The sequence below is a fragment of the Flavobacterium foetidum genome (assembly GCF_004634245.1).
GTDB lineage: Bacteria > Bacteroidota > Bacteroidia > Flavobacteriales > Flavobacteriaceae > Flavobacterium > Flavobacterium foetidum.
Genome location: NZ_SJTF01000013.1, coordinates 30,355 through 48,181, shown reverse-complemented (window position 1 = coordinate 48,181; position 17,827 = coordinate 30,355). Strand labels below are relative to the sequence as shown.

Genomic DNA, 17,827 nt, shown 5'->3' with positions numbered 1-17,827 from the left:
GCTATGTAAAAATCTTAAATGTGAACGTAAAAAAATTCATAAATATTTTAATTTTTGAGCGGTTTCCATATTCCTTCAAAAAAAACTAAATTCGCTGTCTTAATTTTTCATTTAAAACATACTTAATTTGGCAGCGAAAGAGAAAGTGGTGAAAGAAACACCCTTAATGAAACAGTATAACGAAATCAAAAGAAAATATCCTGATGCTTGTCTGCTTTTCAGAGTAGGGGATTTTTATGAAACTTTTGGAGAAGACGCTATCAGGTCTTCTAAGATTTTAGGGATTACCCTGACCAAAAGAGGTGCTGGTTCTGATACCGAAACTGCGTTGGCTGGATTTCCTCATCATTCGATTAATACCTATCTGCCAAAATTGGTTAAAGCCGGTCTTCGAGTAGCAATCTGCGATCAGCTCGAAGATCCAAAAATGACCAAAACTATTGTGAAACGAGGCGTTACAGAACTTGTTACCCCTGGTGTTTCCTTAAATGACGAAGTACTGCAGTCCAAATCGAATAACTTTTTGGCATCGGTTTATTTTGCTGGTAAAAATATCGGAATTTCGTTTCTAGATGTCTCAACAGGAGAGTTTTTGACTGCGCAGGGAAATGCGGAGTACATTGATAAGCTGCTCCAGAATTTTAACCCGAGCGAGGTTTTGGTTCCGAAACATAATAAAAATGATTTTAAGGATGCCTTCGGGGAAGATTTTCATAGTTTTTATCTAGAAGATTGGATTTATAAAGAAGATTATGCTTTAGAAACCTTAACAAAGCATTTTCAAACCAATTCGTTAAAAGGCTTTGGTGTCGAAGAATTAAAAGAAGGCATTATTGCATCTGGTGCAATTTTGTATTATTTGTCTGAAACGCAGCATAATCGCGTGCAACATATTACGACAATTCAGCGTATAGCCGAAGATGCTTACGTTTGGATGGATCGTTTTACGATTCGAAACTTAGAGCTGTATCATAGTTACAATCCAAATGCGGTTACGCTTTTGGATGTTATCGATAAAACGCTTTCGCCAATGGGCGGAAGGCTGTTGAAACGCTGGTTGGCATTGCCTTTAAAAGATGCTAACAAAGTAAAAAGCAGGCACGAGGTGGTTTCTTATCTGAAATCTAATCCTGAAATTTTGCAAGACATTCAATATCAAATCAAACAGATTTCAGATTTGGAGCGTTTGATTTCTAAAATTGCTGCGGGCAAAATATCTCCTCGTGAAATCGTGTACCTGAGAGAATCGCTCGACGCAATAATTCCGATTAAAACCCTGGCGCTTCAAAGTCCGCAGGAAGCGGTGAAAGTGATTGGAGACAGTCTGCACGCTTGTGATCTGCTTCGCGAAAAAATAAAAACAACCTTAAATCAGGATGCTCCTGTAGCGATCTCAAAAGGAAATGCAATTGCAAAAGGCATTAATGAGGAGCTAGACGAATTGCGTGCTATTTCTACTTCCGGAAAAGAATTTTTGGAAGGAATCGAAAAAAGAGAGTCGGAACGCACGGGGATTTCTTCATTGAAAATTTCTTTTAATAATGTTTTTGGATATTATATCGAAGTTCGAAATACACACAAAGACAAGGTTCCAGAAGAATGGATTCGCAAACAGACCTTGGTGAATGCTGAGCGATATATAACCGAAGAATTAAAAGAATACGAAACCAAGATTCTGGGTGCAGAAGAAAAGATTTATAAAATCGAAACAGAGCTTTTTGAGCAACTAGTGGCTTGGATTGCTACTTATATAAAACCAGTTCAGATGAATGCGTATCTGATTGCGCAGCTCGATTGCTTGTGTTCTTTTACGCAGATGGCGGTAGAGAATCACTATGTATGCCCAGAAATTGACGATACGTTTGAATTAGAAATCAAAAACGGAAGACATCCTGTAATCGAAAAGCAATTGCCAGTCGGAACTCCATATATCGCAAATGATGTTTATCTCGATAGAGAAACGCAACAGATTATTATGATTACTGGACCAAATATGTCTGGTAAATCGGCTATTTTGAGACAAACTGCTCTAATCGTTCTTTTGGCTCAAATGGGAAGTTTCGTTCCGGCAGAAAGCGTTAGAATGGGAATTGTAGATAAGATTTTTACTAGAGTAGGGGCTTCAGATAATATTTCGATGGGCGAGTCTACTTTTATGGTCGAAATGAATGAAACAGCTTCGATTCTGAATAATATTTCAGACAGAAGTCTGGTTTTGCTGGATGAGATTGGAAGAGGAACAAGTACTTATGATGGAATTTCGATTGCATGGGCGATTGCCGAATTTTTGCATGAGCATCCGGGAAGAGCAAAAACGCTTTTTGCAACGCATTATCATGAATTGAATGAAATGACTGAATCGTTGCCTAGAATTCAGAATTTTAATGTGGCGGTAAAAGAGTTGAAAGATACGGTTCTTTTTGTGAGAAAGCTGGTGCAAGGAGGAAGCGCTCACAGTTTTGGAATTCATGTGGCAAAAATGGCCGGAATGCCTCAATTGGTTATTTCTAAAGCGCAAAAGCTTCTGAAGAAGCTTGAAAAAAATCATTCAGGGGACGCGTTAAACGGAATTAAAGCGGCTAATGACGAAATGCAGATGAGTTTCTTTAATTTGGATGATCCTTTGTTGGAAGAGATAAAAGAAGAGATTTTAGGTCTCGACATTAATGCCATTACGCCTGTAGAAGCCTTGATGAAACTTAATGAAATCAAAAGAATGCTTGCCAAGAAATAAAAATCAATTTTTTTTCAAATTTAAAGTTTAGGTTATCAGAAAGTTATAAAATAAGTCGATTTTTTTTTCTAAAAAGGCTTGTTTAATTGAATAAATGTCCTAAATTTGCACTCGCAATACGAAACAAATAGAGTGTTGTGGTTCTTTAGAGAATTTGAAATGCGAAAATAGCTCAGTTGGTAGAGCGCGACCTTGCCAAGGTCGAGGTCGCGGGTTCGAGCCCCGTTTTTCGCTCAAAATCACATAATGCTCGGATGGTGAAATTGGTAGACACGCTGGACTTAAAATCCAGTGAACAGCAATGTTCGTGCGGGTTCAAGTCCCGCTCTGAGTACAAAAGCCTCTTCTTTTGAAGAGGCTTTTTTTATTTGCAGACTTGCAACTGATAAATTTACTCAGTAAATTTATTAGAATCTCAGAAATCTAAAATCTAAAATCTAAAATTTGTAAATGGGTGCTTTTGTAATCAGCAGAAGGTTTAATGATGAATATAAGTTTGTTTTTACCTCCAGAAAAGGAAAGGTGATATTTACTAGTTTGAGTTATGAATTGAGATTCGAATGTGAAGAGGATATTGAGAGGTTTAAAAAGACGATGGATCTTGCTAAGTTTTTGAAATTTAAAGGCTCTGGCGGGAAGTATTTTTTTAAGTTGATGCTTGACGGTGTTCATTTTGCGACAAGCCGAAAATACAGCACAGAATTGCTTCTTCAGAAAGGAATTAAGGAGATTACCACTTATGCTTGCAAGGCGGAGATTTTGGATTTCTCTTCAAATGAGCCGATTTTTGGAGATGATGAAAATAGTGATGCTGATGACGAAGCGGCTGAATAAAAAAAAGCGTCCGGTATAAAACGGACGCTTTTTTTTTGTTGTATGTGCTTATTTTTAAAAATAAGCATAAAAAAAACCATCTTCTAAAGATGGTTTTAAAATCGTTAGAACTTAGGTTCTAATTATTTTTTTACTTCTTCTACTTTAGCAGCAGCAGAGTCAACTTTAGCAGCAGCAGAATCAACAGTTGCAGCAGCAGAATCAACTACAGTAGCAGCAGAATCAACAGTAACAGCAGTAGAATCTACAGCAGTAGCATCAGCAGCAGCGTCAGCTTTTTTACAAGATACAACAGTTAAAACAGCAACAACAGCTAAACTTAAAAATACTTTTTTCATCTTACTTTATTATAAAAGGTTAATTATTAATTCGTGGCAAAGATATAAATTTTTTAATATGTAAAATATTTTTTCACTTTTTTTTTAAAATATTTTCCTTACTCACGATTATCTTATTTATCAATAAATATGCCAAAATTTTCTAAAAATAATATATTATTGGATTTAAGGTGATAATTATTTTTCAATGAAAATTCTGTTAAGTTTTTGTGCTTTTTAATTCTGTTTATTGAGTTATTTTTGCTTTTTTAAGGATATTTATGCAAACGCCAAGATGTTAAATTGAGTAGGTCGTGTGGAGCATCAGTGTTAAAAAAGCGAGTTTGGAGTCGATTTATGGTTTTAGAATTGTTAAAAAACACTTTTTAGAATCGTTTCTGTGGCTCCTTTATTGTTTTGAATAAAGGAAGAGCAGATTTGGCTCTTTTGGTCGTAAATTTCTTGGTTAGCAAGCAGTTGGTCAAAAACAGCTTTCAATTCATTAGGGTTTGAAATTACAGAACAGCCTTCTAGGCTTACAAGTGCAGTAGCTTCCGCAAAATTTGAGTAATTAGGGCCAATTATAATCGGCATTCCAAAAACTGCTGGTTCAAGGATGTTATGTATGCCGGGATTTCCAAATCCGCCTCCAACATAGGCAATGGTGCCGTAACTGTAGATTTTGGTCAATAAGCCAACCGTGTCGATAACCAAAACTTTGTATTGTGATAAGTCTGATGACTCTTTTTCAGAAAACAGCACTGTCGATTGTTTAATCTGCGACTTAAGATTTTCGATTTGCTCCTTTTTGATATTATGAGGCGCAATTATGAATTTTACATTTTCTGGAGCCTGATTGATATATTCGGCTAAAAGGGCTTCGTCTTTTGGCCAGGAACTTCCTGCGATAATCAGAGGCTGATTTTGTTTGAAATTTGCTATAAAATCTAATGAATTGTCTCGCTCCAAAATGGCCGCAACGCGATCAAAACGTGTGTCTCCTGATACTATTGCGTTTTTAAATCCAATCGCTTCAATTTTTTGTTTGGAGCTTTCGTTTTGTACAAAAAAGCAGGTAAAGGCTTTTAGCGCTTTTCTGTAAAATCCGCCATACCATTTAAAAAACATTTGACTATCTCTGAAAATTCCTGAAATCAGGTAAGTCGGAGTTTGGTTTTTTTCCAGTTCATTTAAATAGTTTAGCCAGAATTCATATTTAATGAAAAATACAGATTCTGGATGAACTAATTTTAAAAATCTTTTGGCATTGCTTTTAGTGTCCAGAGGTAAATAAATTGTGATGTCGGCAACTGTATTGTTTTTACGCACCTCGTATCCCGAAGGCGAAAAGAAAGTCAAGATGATTTTGTGCGAAGGAAACTTTTGCTTTACTTTTTCAATGACCGGAAGTCCTTGCTCATATTCCCCAAGCGAGGCAGAGTGAAACCAGATAGTCTTATCTCCGGCTTTGATCTTTTCTTCTAAAATTGAAAAAACATTTTTTCGGCCTTCAACAAAAAGCTTAATTTTCGGACTAAATAGCGCTATGATTTTTAAGAAAAATCCTGCGATGTATATGGTTAGATTATATAAAAAAAGCATGTAATAATTTTTGTGGCTAAATTACATTTCTTTCGACTATTTTCATTGGTTTGAAGCTATTAATAACTATTTTTGTTCCTCCTTTTAAAGATTTCTGTCTGAAAACGGTGTCTTTAATTTAAATAAATGCAAAAAATGAAAAAAATACAAATGGTTGACTTGAAAAGTCAATACGAAAAAATAAAATCTACTGTAGACGCTTCAATTCAGGAAGTTTTAGATACCAATACTTACATAAACGGGCCTTTGGTTCATCAGTTTCAAAAAAATCTTGAAGATTATCTTGGAGCAAAACATGTGATTCCTTGTGCAAACGGTACAGATGCGTTGCAGATTGCCATGATGGGATTAGGATTGAAGCCAGGTGACGAAGTTATTACTGCCGATTTTACTTTTGCAGCGACTGTTGAAGTAATTGCTTTATTGCAGTTGACTCCAGTATTGGTTGATGTCGATTTGCACAATATGAATATCGATATCGAGGCTGTAAAAAAAGCTATTACACCAAAAACAAAAGCAATTGTTCCGGTTCATTTGTTTGGTCGCGCAGCCAATATGGATGCCATTATGGAAATTGCCGCTGAACATAATTTGTATGTAATTGAAGATAATGCGCAGGCAATTGGAGCAGATTATATTTCAAAGTCTGGATCAAAAACTAAAGTGGGAACAATTGGTCATGTTGCGGCAACTTCATTTTTCCCTTCAAAAAATTTAGGCTGTTATGGAGACGGAGGAGCAATTTTTACAAACGATGATCAATTGGCGCACATCATCCGCGGAATTGTAAATCACGGAATGTACGAGCGTTATCACCATGACGTTGTAGGTGTAAATTCTCGTTTAGACAGTATTCAGGCAGGAGTTTTAAATGCAAAACTGCCTTTCCTAGACGAATATAATCAAGCACGTCGTTTAGCAGCTACAAAATACAATGCGGCTTTTGCAGGAAATGCAAAAATCATTACGCCAGATTTTGATGCAAACGAAAATGATCACGTTTTTCATCAATATGTGCTGAGAATCATCGATGCAGACAGAAATGCTTTAATGCAGCATTTATTGGATAAAGGAATTCCGTGTGCAATTTATTACCCGATTCCGTTGCACTCTCAAAAAGCTTATGTAGATTCTCGTTATAAAGAAGAGCAATTTCCAGTGACAAATCAATTGGTTCAAGAGGTAATTGCTTTGCCAATGCATACAGAACTTGATGACGAACAGATAAAATTCATTACAGAGAGCGTAATTGAATTTTTGAAATAATATATCTGCTAAAAAATAACCACAAAACAACCAAATAATGAAAGTATTAGTAACAGGAGGATTAGGATTTATCGGGTCTCATACGGTAGTTGAACTGCAAAATGAAGGCTTTGAAGTCGTTGTGATAGACGATCTTTCCAATTCGTCCGAAAATGTTTTAAAAGGAATTGAGAAAATTACAGGAAAACAGCCTCTTTTTGAAAAAATCGATTTAAGAGAAAAGAGAGATGTTCAGGATTTCTTTAAAAAACATAACGATGTTACTGGTGTTATCCATTTTGCAGCTTCAAAAGCAGTAGGTGAAAGCGTTGAAAATCCGTTATTGTATTATGAAAACAATATTGGCAGCTTAGTCTATCTTTTACAAGGATTACAGCAAAAACCAGAAGCAAGTTTTATCTTCAGTTCTTCTTGTACGGTTTACGGTCAAGCCGAAAAAATGCCGATTACAGAAGATGCGCCAGTTCAAACAGCAATGTCTCCTTATGGAAATACCAAACAAATTGGCGAAGAAATTATTACAGATACTTCAAAAGTGACCAATATCAGTGCTATTCTATTGCGTTATTTTAACCCAGTTGGTGCTCATCCTTCTGCAGAAATTGGCGAATTGCCATTGGGAGTTCCGCAGAATTTAGTTCCGTTTATTACACAGACTGGAGTAGGTTTGCGCCAAGAATTATCGGTTTTCGGAAATGATTATCCAACGCCGGACGGAACTGCTGTTCGCGACTATATTCATGTTGTTGACTTAGCAAAAGCACACGTAATTGCTTTACAACGTTTGTTGAATAAGAAGAATTTAGCAAAAGTGGAAACTTTCAATTTAGGAACAGGAAAAGGAAGTTCTGTTTTAGAGGTCATTCATAGTTTTGAAAAAGTCAGCGGAAAAAAACTGCCATACAAAATGATGCCTCGTCGCGAAGGTGATATTACCGAAGCGTATGCAAATACAGACAAGGCAAATAATGTTTTAGGTTGGAAAGCTGAACTAAGTTTAGACGAAGCTATGGCAAGTGCCTGGAAATGGGAACAAAAAGTAAGGAGTACATAATTCTTATTATTAAAATTATAAAAGATTTTAAGTCCCAAGTTATAGCAATATAGTTTGGGACTTTTTTAATTGTTTGATTATCATGAGACAAAGTTTAGATTATAAATTGATTTTTGCGCTTTCTGCAGTAGGAATAATCTGGGGAACGACATTTTTAGGAATACGTGTTGCGGTTGAGACTATTCCGCCTTGGTTTGTAACTTCAATTCGTCAGGGATTGGCGGGCATCATTATGATGATTATTTTACTATTCAAAAAAGAATTAAAATGGATTGGTTGGGAGAATTTTAAGCACCAGCTTGTTCCTTCGATTTTAATGATTGTAATTGCGAATGGATTTACTACAATTGCCGAGAAAACCTTGCCAAGCGGATTAGCCTCAGTAATTAGCGCCTTATCTCCAATACTTATTTTTCTAGGCAGTATTTTGTTCGGATTGCAGAAAATGAGTTTAAAAGGATTTATTGGTGTTATTATCGGATTTTCCGGAGTGGTTTTTATCTTCAAAGATGGTTTAAGCTCATTCTTAGATGCCGATTACAGAAGCGGAATGATGTTTATGGGTTTTGCAATTCTGTCTTGGGCCGCGGGGACAATCTATACCAAAACACATACCAATAAATCAAATAACATTGTACTTAACTTATTTTATCAGTTTACTACAGCATCTTGTATCCAGTTGGTATTGGCTTCTATTTTTTCGCCAAATCCAAATCTTAGCTCATGGACACTGAAAAGCATTTCGGCAGCTTTGTATCTCTCTGTTTTTGGTTCGGTAATTGCTTTTTTCTGTTATAATTATGCGCTGAAACATGTTACGGCTGTACAGGTTTCTATTTTGTCGTATGTCAATACAATAATTGCTGTTTTCTTGGGTTGGTTGCTTTTAGATGAAGTGATTACAATCGATTTTATTATTGCAACTGCACTTATTATTCTTGGTGTTTTTATTGTGAATTACAAAAAGAAAGAAAAGAAAGCCGTATAAATTTTGATTCGTTTTATTTTGTAATTTTGTAAGAATTAAAAATGTAGGAATTATGAATTCGGATAAAGAAAATAAAAAGAATAAGGTTGAAGAGCCAAGAGTAGAATACGAAACTCGAAAACCCAAATTCAAAGGAATAGATTTTGAAACTTTTGATTTTGATGCCGAGTTTGCAAAAGGATTAACGCCAGAGGAATTTAAAGCTGAAATGTCTAAACGTATTAAAGCTTATCCTTGGAAAAAGTAATTTTTGCAGATTCAGTTCTGGAATATTTTGATAATTTAGTTTTTATTCTTTTTGAGGAAGAGTATTTTGGTTTTGTTGAATCAGCTCAGATTTATACCAACAAAATAGTGGACTATATTAAATCTAATATATCAACTTTTCCACACAGAAAAACTCCAGATTTTCTCCGTTATCTAGGTTCAAATTATATTTTCTATAAATCCAATTCAAGGACTACTTGGTATATTTTCTTCGAAAAAAGAAATCAAAATTATCTGATTACGGGAATTTTAAATAATCACAGCGAAGAAGCAAAAGAGTTATAAAAACAAATCCTCATAAGCTATTAAGTATATGAGGATTTTTTATATATAGTTTTCAACTGAACACCAAAAAAGTGAACACTGAACACTTAAAAATTAAGCATTAGCCGTAGCCGCTTCTTTATCAATTTTATTAATCAAACCAGTTAAAACTTTTCCTGGACCAACTTCAGTAAATAAAGTAGCACCGTCAGCAATCATTTGCTGTACAGACTGAGTCCATTTTACAGGAGCAGTTAATTGGATGATTAAGTTCTTTTTAATTTCGTTAGCATCAGAAACTGCATTTGCAGTAACGTTTTGATATACTGGGCAAATTGGAGTAGAGAAAGTAGTTGCTTCAATCGCCGCAGCCAATTCTTCTCTTGCAGGTTCCATCATAGGAGAGTGGAAAGCACCTCCAACAGGTAAAATCAGCGCCCGTTTTGCTCCTGCATCTTTCATAGCTTCACAAGCTTTTTCAACCGCTGAGGTTTCTCCAGAGATTACCAATTGTCCAGGGCAGTTATAGTTGGCAGCAACTACAACTCCATCAATAGAAGCGCAAACTTCTTCCACAACATTATCCGCTAAACCTAAAACAGCGGCCATTGTCGATGGAGTGATTTCGCAAGCTTTCTGCATTGCTAAAGCACGTTGAGAAACTAATTTAAGACCATCCTCAAAAGATAAAGTTCCGTTAGCAACCAAAGCTGAAAATTCTCCTAATGAATGTCCTGCAACCATTTCCGGTTTGAAATCTTCTAGAGTTTTAGCTAAAATAACAGAGTGTAAAAATACTGCTGGCTGCGTAACTTTAGTTTCTTTTAGTTCTTCGGCAGTGCCTTCAAACATAATATCTGTAATTCTAAAACCTAATATTTCATTGGCTTTTTCGAATAATTCTTTGGCTAAAGCCGAATTTTCATAAAGGTCTTTACCCATTCCTGTGAACTGTGCACCCTGACCCGGAAATACGTATGCTTTCATTTGTCTAATTTTATTTATACTTTTTTTGGAAATTGAAAAGTAGTTTCAATTGGACGGCAAAAATAATACTTTTTTAGCTTGTATAACCTTTAAACATATAAATCCATGCTAATCTTGAAAATCTGAGATTAAAAGGAGTGAGTAAAGTTATGACAACAGCAATGATAGGAAGGATTCTTAAATCGAAGTTTGTTTCGAAAAAATACTGTGCAATACAATAGGTTGCAATTCCTTGAGCCACTGTCAAACCGTAGTTTACATACATCGCGCCAAAGAAATAGCCAGGCTCTTTTTGGAATTTATAATGGCAGTGACTGCAGTATTCGTTCATTTTTGGAAAACTGAAATTCAGAAATATATTCTTGTCTGTAAAAACTTTTCCTTTATGACAAACAGGACATTCGTTTTTTAAAATATGAGTTAATGCACTTGACATGATATTGTTGATTTTTGTTTATACAAAGGTAATTCAGAGCATTGTAAAAGTCTTTTTAGTATCTTCGCTTATTATAGCACAATAAAGACATTTTTGTTTTAAATTTCAAAGAATAAAATCCAAATTCCAAAATGAAAAGATATCCCATTTATAGTGTTCAGAATTTTAGCTGTAATGACATTCATCGTGATTTTTATGTGAATACTTTTAAAGAGCATTTAAAAAGTCACAGTTTTGTCGAAGAACCGCATCGGCATGATTCGTATCTGATGGTCTTTTTTACTAAAGGTTCGGGATTGCATGAAGTCGATTTTGATCAGTTTGAAATCAAAAGAGGAAGTCTGTTTGTGCTACAGCCTGGACAAATGCATCATTGGAATTTGTCTGAAGACATTGAAGGTTTTGTAATTATCTTTTCGCAGGAATTGTACAATTTGTATTTCGGACAAAAAAAGATAAACGATTACAACTTTTACCATTCCATTCAAAACCGACCAGAAATGGTTTTTGAAGAAAGAGAAATCCCAAAAATTCTCCCATATTTCGATTTGCTGATTCAGGAAAATAGCCAAGATAATAAATATCAATTGGACAAATTACTGAATTTACTGGATTGCATTCACATTGAAGTAGCCAGAAAATACGGAGAAACGTATTCGCATCAAACGCATTCATACAATATCAAAATCAATAAGTTTGAATCGCTTTTAGAAGAACATTTCAGAACTCAGAAACTGCCTTCGTTTTATGCGGAAAAGCTAAATATTACGCTGAAACATTTAAACAGAATCTGCAATGAAATCCTCCAAAAAACAGCAACAGAAGTAATTATGGACAGAGTAATCCTAGAGATAAAAAGAATGCTGATTGACAAACAATTAGCCGTAAATGAAATCGCATTCAAAGTTGGCTACGAAGATTATTCCTATTTCTCCCGATTCTTCAAAAAACAAACCGGAATGTCGCCTACAGAATTTAGAAATACAGTACGATAAGTTATTTTGCCACGAATTACACAAATTTCCACTAATTTTTCTCTCTCAAATGTGTTGATATTTTTTGACACAGATTAAAGGATTATTTGGGTTAAAAATCTGTGGAAATCTTTTTAATCTGTGGCTAAAAAATAATTCGTGTAAATTAGTGTAATTTGTGGCTAAAAAACAAAAGCCCTGCGAGTAAAACGCAAGGCTATTAACCAACCAATTAAAATCTAAAAAGGGATTAGGCTTGTTTTACAAATTGTAATTCAATGTTTAAACGAACTTCTTCACCTACTAAAACACCACCAGTTTCAAGAGCTGAGTTCCAGTTTAAACCCCAATCTTTACGATTAATTTTTCCTTCTATGCTTAAACCTACTTTTGTATTTCCCCAAGGATCAGTCATGATGCCGCTGAATTCAACTGGGAATTTTACTGTTTTCGAAACACCTTTAATGTCTAAATCTCCAGTTAATTCAAATTCACCATCATTGATTTTTTTGAAAGCAGAAGATTTGAAAGTTAATTTTGGATGATTCTCAGCGTCAAAGAAATCACCGCTTCTTAAATGTCCGTCACGATCTGCATTTGCAGTGTCGATTGAAGCGATATCAGCAGAAAAACTGAAATCTGCATTTTCAAAACTTTCTCCTTCTGTAATTGCAGAAGCTTCATAAGTTCCAAATTTTCCTGAAACATTTGTAAACATCATGTGTTTAACTTTAAAACCAATTTCTGAGTGAGTAGGGTCAATTGACCATTTTGTAGTTGCCATAATTTTTATTTTTTTAATAATTAATTTATTTCATTTTGATAGGACAAAGTTACGGTGACAGTTGTCTCGGAGCACTTAACCTAGATTAAGAAATAAAAAAGTCTGTAAAAAGGCCTAACAGGTTTTTAAAACCTGTTAGGTCTCCTATATAAAGTTAGTTTTTCTTTTTTGAAATAGAGTAAAAAAATAAACGATAATAATCTGATTTACAGATTTATTATCGTTTCAAAGTACAGGTAAAAATATTTTTAGTTGAATTAATAATTCATCGGAATGTCCATTAATAAAAATTCAGCTTCTGTATTGGCTTTAATGTTTAAAGTATCAGTGCCTGAAATTCCAACTGCGTCACGAGAATTTAATTCCTGGCCGTTGATGGTTACATTTCCTTTTAAAACAAAAGCATAAACTCCGTTTCCTTCTTTTTTGATTTTATATTCAGTAGAAATTCCAGCATCAAAATTTCCCATATTGAACCAGGCATCCTGATGAATCCAAACACCTTCATCATCTGCACTTGGAGACAAAACTTGAGACAATTTGTTATGTCTGTCGGCTACATCCAAAGTGATTTGCTGATAACGTGGCGTTACATTTCTTTTGTTCGGAAACAACCAAATCTGTAATAATTTTGTCTGCTGGTCTGCATTCGGATTAAACTCGCTATGCTGAATTCCGGTTCCGGCGCTCATTACCTGAATATCGCCATTTTTAATTACTTCCGTATTTCCCATGCTGTCTTTATGAGCCAAATCACCCTCAAGCGGAATCGTAATAATTTCCATATTATCGTGTGGGTGAGTTCCAAAACCCATTCCGGCAGCAATCGTATCATCGTTCAAAACACGAAGCGCCCCAAACTGAATTCTGTCAGGGTTGTACCAGCTTGCAAAACTGAAGCTATGATAAGCATTCAACCATCCGTGATTTGCGTTTCCTCTTGTGTCTGCTTTGTGCAATACTATATTTTCCATGATTTTGTCTTTTATTGATTTTGATAGTACAAAGATACGGCCGATGTAAAGGAAAAGCACTTAATCTAGGTTAAGTTCTTTAAGCAGCTGAAATTCTCATTAGATTTTTTGAGTTGCGATTAAGACTTTGCCGCAGATTTAATGACTAAAAATGATGTTGCCACACATTACTCGAATTTCCACAAATTTTTATTCAATTTAATTCGTTAAAATTCTAGTAATGTGTGGCAACATTTTTAATCCTTTTAATCCGTTAAATCTGTGGCAAAAAAACTTATTTCTTCAAAAGCCTAGCTTTCATTTTACTGAAAAATTCAGGTGTAACTCCAATGAAAGAAGCGATTTGTTTTTGAGGAACTTTATGAGCCAAGGTTCCGTATTTTTTAGTGAATTTCTCAAAACGTTCTTCCGCAGGTAAGCTCAAGTTATCCATTAATCGTTGTTGATTCGCTACTAATGAATTCTCAATTAAAATCCGGAAAAAACGTTCCAGTTTCGGAATTTCAAGATACAATTGTTCCTGATTTTCTTTGGATAAAGAAACAACTTCTGCTTCTTCGAGAACTTCAATAAAAAGCTGTCCCGGTTTTTGCGAAAAATAACTGTACATATCGCTCATCCACCAGCCTTCACAGGCAAATGAAAGAACATGTTCTACAATATTATCGTTGATGTTGAAACTTCTTAAAATACCAGAATTTACAAAGTAAGAATGTTTGCAGACTTCGCCAGCGTTTAGTAAAAGCGTTTTGGCTTTGTAAGTGTTGGTTTCTAATTTAGATAAAAAAAGCGCCTGCTCGTCTGGTGTCAGAGAAACGTGTTTGGCAATGTTTTCAAGAATTAATGCCATTATTTTTTATCTTCTATTAAAGTGAATGAAGTAGCGATAAATCGGTGTCCTTTTATTTCTCCTGTTACAGAAGCTTTTCTGATGGCATTGCAGAATCCGTCTTCGGCATGTGCGTCTCCATGTTCGTCAATTTTTGTTCCGTCAACAAAATAGCTTTTTCCGTCAATACGAACGGCCAAATCACAGCTTTTGCCTTTCATTCCAAATTGGCATTCTCCGCAAGAAGCTTCAACGATTGTTGGTTTGTCAAATTTCTTTTTGTCCTGTGCTTGTAAGGCGATTCCAATAAAAAGGAAAGTTGCCAATAAAATATTTTTCATGGTTAAGAATTTACAGTTACTAATTTTGCCGTTTCTTTGGCGCGTTCGGTTACTTCGTTGATTGGAGTCGAAAGTGTATCGTGGCTTAAAACAACTCCCATTCTTCGGTAGGGTCTTGAAGTTGGTTTACCGAAAATCCTGAAATCGGTTTTGGGTAAAGCGGCTACCTTTTCGATTCCGCTGAAAGTTGGATTTGCAGAATCTTCCGATGCTAAAATTACAGCGCTTGCTCCAGCTTTTTCTAAAGTAATTTCGAAAATTGGAAGACTTAAAATCGCTCGTAAATGCAATTCAAATTCGTTGAAATTCTGCGTTCCAGCCAAAGTTACCATTCCGGTATCGTGCGGTCGAGGTGAAAGTTCAGAGAAATAAACGCCTTCATTTGTCAGGAAAAATTCAACACCAAAAAGTCCCGCACCACCAAGTGCTTCGGTAATTTTTTCGGCCATATCCTGTGCCTCGTATAAATCTTTTTCTGAAACTAAAGCCGGTTGCCAGCTTTCCTGATAATCGCCACGTTCTTGTCTGTGTCCAATTGGAGCGCAAAACAAAGTTGGATTGTCATTTTGAGTAATCGTTAGAAGCGTAATTTCTGAATGAAAGTCTACAAAAGCTTCTACAATCACTTCGATTACGTCTCCACGAGAACCTGCAACGGCATATTGCCATGCTTTTTCGATATCACTTTCGGTTTTGATGGTTGATTGTCCTTTTCCAGAAGAAGACATTAAAGGTTTTACCACGCATGGAATTCCAACTTCCTGAACGGCTTTTTGCAATTCTTCTGCTGAAGTTCCGTATTCGTATTTTGCTGTACGTAATCCTAATTCTTTTGCGGCTAAATCACGAATGGCTTTGCGATTCATGGTAAAGTTTGCCGCTTTCGCTGAAGGAACAACAGTGATGCCTTGTTTTTCGTAATCGTAAAAACGTTCGGTGCGGATGGCTTCTATTTCAGGAACTATAAAATCAGGTTGATGTTTGGCTACGATTCGGTCAAGCGCCTCGCCATCTAACATATTGATGACTTCAAAACCGTGTGCAACTTGCATGGCTGGTGCATTTTCGTAACTGTCAACTGCGATTATAGTTTGTCCGATTCTTTGTGCGGCAATGACAAATTCTTTACCTAATTCGCCTGAGCCTAGAAGTAGTATTTTCATTTTGTTGGATTTAAATTTTGGGTGTTTTGCTTGCTTTTACAATTATTAAACTGCTTATAAAAGTTAGAATTATTAATACGAATGAGAGAAATAAAATCATTAGCATTGAAAACAAAATAACATATGGAATTTGCGATCTTAATATAACAGATATGCCATTAGTAAATAAGCCAATAATATAAATTGCCAAAAGAGATATTATAATTCTTGAAATTATCCTAAAAGAAAATCGAGAACAAGCTGTAAAATAGGTTAATTCGTTTAATGAAGGGCTGATTTTTTTGGCCGTATTCCAAAATAGAAAAACAATAAATAATGGAAATAGAATTCCCCAGAAAATTGGATTCCAGAATATTCCGAAATTGCATATTTGAGTGCATAAATCGATAAAAAGACTTTCGGAAAAAATTAAAAATGGAAAAAAAGCACACACAAAAATTCCTGCAATGGCGGCATACTTTTGAATGTTTTTGTTTGATTCCATTTAAATTTATTTAAAGAGTAAAGATAAATAAAATGAGATTTATTCTCAGATCAAACAGATTTATTTTGTTGCTAGATTTTGTTTTAATACAAACTAGTTATAGAACTTGTCGTATCGATTAAGGAGAAATCGCAATAGAAATTCTGCAAAAAGACTGGCGATTTCTTTGCGAATACTTTTCGATTTCTCCCCTCGAAATAAGATTGAGTTTATTACACAATAAAATAATGGTATAATTGCTCAACCCCATAAATCACAAGTCCGATAAAACCTCCTACCAGAGTTCCGTTAATTCGGATGTATTGAAGATCTTTGCCGATTTCGAGTTCGAGCTTTTCCGAAACTTCTTTTCCGTCCCAGCTTTTTACAGTTGATGAGATAAGGTCTCCGATAACCTTCTTGTTGTTTAAAAGTACAGAGAGCAAATCATTTTTAATAAAACTATTGATTTTGTCAATCATAATCGGATCTTCCTGAATTCCGGTTCCGAAACCTTTAATCAAGTTCGAGACACTTTTTTTGATAGAAGAATGATCTCCTTTTTTCAAATCTGTGTTTATAGATGACTTTATTTCATCCCAAATACCGTTAATATAATCCTGCACTTCTTTTTTGCCGACAAAACCCAGAATCATATCATTGATTTTGATTCTCATTTCTTCGGAGTTTTTTATTTTATCAAGAAAATTTGCTACATACTCATCTATTTTAACTCGAACGGCGCTTTCTGGATTTTTTGCTTCATGAAGAAAATCCTGAAGACCGTTAAAAACACCTTCAGTAATGCTTTTGTCAGCAAGTCCGAAACTCAAAAAGGGTGTTGATGCCTTTACTTTTTTTCTGATCAAATCTTTATTGTTGGTAAGTTCGGCGCTCATTACTTCCAAAAGATTAGTCAGCAGCTCATCTTTTACATTCCCTTTTTGTAAAGGTTCGAGCGCCATTGCAACCCAGTCTCCAAAATTTATTCCTTCTATTTTTTCCTTAAATTGGACCTGAATAAATCTTCGGACATCTTCGTCTTTTATGGTTCTTAAAATTCCCGGAATTATATTTAGGGCAACGGCATTAGCAATTTTATCGGCATTTTCTTCTTTCGAAAGCCACTCTGAAGCTTTGTTGGCAAAATTGAATTCGTCGAGTTTGATTTCGAGTTTTTCGCGATTCAAGAATTCTTCTGAAACGAAATTTCCAAGATTTTCGCCGATTTCATTCTTTTTGGTCGGAATAATAGCTGTATGCCAAATCGGAATTCCTAGCGGATGACGAAATAATGCCACAACGGCAAACCAATCGGCAATACCGCCCACCATTGCTGCTTCGCTAAAAGCCTGTAACATCGGAATTTTGTAATAAATTGCAATTATGAAAAGAAGCACGGCAATTCCTAGAAGTGCCAAAGCATTGCGCTTCATTCTGCGCAGCGCCTTTAATTTGACTGTATCTTGATTTATAGAAGTTTCCATGATTATTTTTTTTTACTTACTAATTTAAGGCTTTTTTATGAGATACTAAATCAAAAGTCTGCT

Annotated in this window: 19 protein-coding genes and 2 tRNA genes; 10 read left to right on the top strand and 11 right to left on the bottom strand. The window is 35.2% G+C overall.

The annotated features are described in order from the left end of the window. Positions 1-127: 127 nt before the first annotated feature. The 4 genes from mutS to E0W73_RS16240 all read left to right on the top strand — a co-directional run bounded on the left by mutS (position 128) and on the right by E0W73_RS16240 (position 3,568). Complete coding sequence (gene mutS / locus E0W73_RS16255; RefSeq protein WP_162847718.1) at positions 128-2,734, top strand: DNA mismatch repair protein MutS; 2,607 nt, start codon at positions 128-130, stop codon at positions 2,732-2,734. A gap of 161 nt (positions 2,735-2,895) precedes the next feature. Next, positions 2,896-2,968, top strand: a tRNA-Gly gene (locus tag E0W73_RS16250). Positions 2,969-2,982: 14 nt separating this feature from the next. Then, positions 2,983-3,068: transfer RNA gene (locus E0W73_RS16245), tRNA-Leu, on the top strand. Positions 3,069-3,184: 116 nt separating this feature from the next. After that, positions 3,185-3,568, top strand: coding sequence for a YegP family protein (locus E0W73_RS16240; protein ID WP_135223099.1), 384 nt, complete (start codon positions 3,185-3,187; stop codon positions 3,566-3,568). A gap of 122 nt (positions 3,569-3,690) precedes the next feature. On the opposite strand, the gene E0W73_RS16235 is transcribed toward E0W73_RS16240, so the two are convergent. Further along, complete coding sequence (locus E0W73_RS16235) at positions 3,691-3,906, bottom strand: PG1828 family lipoprotein (protein WP_135223098.1); 216 nt, start codon at positions 3,904-3,906, stop codon at positions 3,691-3,693. Positions 3,907-4,257: 351 nt separating this feature from the next. Beyond that, complete coding sequence (locus E0W73_RS16230; protein WP_135223097.1) at positions 4,258-5,487, bottom strand: 3-deoxy-D-manno-octulosonic acid transferase; 1,230 nt, start codon at positions 5,485-5,487, stop codon at positions 4,258-4,260. A 135-nt stretch (positions 5,488-5,622) separates the two neighbouring features. Here E0W73_RS16230 and E0W73_RS16225 point away from each other — a divergent pair, with 135 nt between their 5' ends. From E0W73_RS16225 to E0W73_RS16205, 5 genes are all read left to right on the top strand, one after another. After that, positions 5,623-6,753 (top strand): DegT/DnrJ/EryC1/StrS family aminotransferase, encoded by a 1,131-nt coding sequence (locus E0W73_RS16225; protein ID WP_135223096.1) that lies wholly within the window; start codon positions 5,623-5,625, stop codon positions 6,751-6,753. Between the two features lie 37 nt (positions 6,754-6,790). Next, positions 6,791-7,807, top strand: coding sequence for a UDP-glucose 4-epimerase GalE (galE, locus tag E0W73_RS16220; RefSeq protein ID WP_135223095.1), 1,017 nt, complete (start codon positions 6,791-6,793; stop codon positions 7,805-7,807). Positions 7,808-7,889: 82 nt separating this feature from the next. Beyond that, on the top strand, positions 7,890-8,795 hold the full coding sequence (locus E0W73_RS16215) for a DMT family transporter (protein ID WP_135223094.1): 906 nt from the start codon (positions 7,890-7,892) through the stop codon (positions 8,793-8,795). A 52-nt stretch (positions 8,796-8,847) separates the two neighbouring features. Then, entirely contained in the window at positions 8,848-9,042 is a 195-nt protein-coding gene (locus E0W73_RS16210; protein ID WP_135223093.1) for a hypothetical protein, read from the top strand. Beyond that, the gene (locus E0W73_RS16205) at positions 9,030-9,347 is read left to right on the top strand and encodes a hypothetical protein (RefSeq protein ID WP_135223092.1); all 318 of its coding nucleotides are present in this window, start codon (positions 9,030-9,032) and stop codon (positions 9,345-9,347) included. Before E0W73_RS16210 ends, E0W73_RS16205 begins: the two co-directional genes overlap by 13 nt. A 93-nt stretch (positions 9,348-9,440) precedes the next feature. Here the strand turns inward: E0W73_RS16205 and fabD are convergent, their stop codons facing one another. Next, on the bottom strand, positions 9,441-10,313 hold the full coding sequence (fabD, locus tag E0W73_RS16200; protein WP_135223091.1) for an ACP S-malonyltransferase: 873 nt from the start codon (positions 10,311-10,313) through the stop codon (positions 9,441-9,443). A 73-nt stretch (positions 10,314-10,386) separates the two neighbouring features. Beyond that, a complete protein-coding gene (locus tag E0W73_RS16195) occupies positions 10,387-10,749 on the bottom strand; it encodes a DUF983 domain-containing protein (RefSeq protein ID WP_091492477.1) in 363 nt (120 codons plus the stop codon). Positions 10,750-10,880: 131 nt separating this feature from the next. Between E0W73_RS16195 and E0W73_RS16190 the strand changes: the two genes are divergently transcribed. After that, entirely contained in the window at positions 10,881-11,744 is an 864-nt protein-coding gene (locus E0W73_RS16190) for a helix-turn-helix domain-containing protein (RefSeq protein WP_135223090.1), read from the top strand. 229 nt (positions 11,745-11,973) lie between these two features. Here E0W73_RS16190 and E0W73_RS16185 read toward each other — a convergent pair whose 3' ends face one another. The 7 genes from E0W73_RS16185 to E0W73_RS16155 form a co-directional block, all read right to left on the bottom strand. Further along, positions 11,974-12,507 (bottom strand): YceI family protein, encoded by a 534-nt coding sequence (locus tag E0W73_RS16185; protein ID WP_135223089.1) that lies wholly within the window; start codon positions 12,505-12,507, stop codon positions 11,974-11,976. A gap of 257 nt (positions 12,508-12,764) precedes the next feature. Then, positions 12,765-13,481 carry a pirin family protein gene (locus tag E0W73_RS16180; protein ID WP_135223088.1) on the bottom strand — a complete coding sequence of 239 codons (717 nt, stop codon included), beginning with the start codon at positions 13,479-13,481 and terminating at the stop codon, positions 12,765-12,767. 274 nt (positions 13,482-13,755) lie between these two features. Beyond that, positions 13,756-14,331 (bottom strand): Crp/Fnr family transcriptional regulator, encoded by a 576-nt coding sequence (locus E0W73_RS16175; RefSeq protein WP_135223087.1) that lies wholly within the window; start codon positions 14,329-14,331, stop codon positions 13,756-13,758. Further along, positions 14,331-14,651 carry a DUF6370 family protein gene (locus E0W73_RS16170; protein WP_135223086.1) on the bottom strand — a complete coding sequence of 107 codons (321 nt, stop codon included), beginning with the start codon at positions 14,649-14,651 and terminating at the stop codon, positions 14,331-14,333. Before E0W73_RS16170 ends, E0W73_RS16175 begins: the two co-directional genes overlap by 1 nt. Positions 14,652-14,653: 2 nt before the next feature. After that, the gene (purT, locus tag E0W73_RS16165; RefSeq protein WP_135223085.1) at positions 14,654-15,814 is read right to left on the bottom strand and encodes a formate-dependent phosphoribosylglycinamide formyltransferase; all 1,161 of its coding nucleotides are present in this window, start codon (positions 15,812-15,814) and stop codon (positions 14,654-14,656) included. A gap of 10 nt (positions 15,815-15,824) precedes the next feature. Then, positions 15,825-16,298 (bottom strand): hypothetical protein, encoded by a 474-nt coding sequence (locus E0W73_RS16160; protein WP_135223084.1) that lies wholly within the window; start codon positions 16,296-16,298, stop codon positions 15,825-15,827. 212 nt (positions 16,299-16,510) lie between these two features. After that, positions 16,511-17,764, bottom strand: coding sequence for a DUF445 domain-containing protein (locus E0W73_RS16155; protein ID WP_135223083.1), 1,254 nt, complete (start codon positions 17,762-17,764; stop codon positions 16,511-16,513). Between the last annotated feature and the right edge of the window lie 63 nt (positions 17,765-17,827).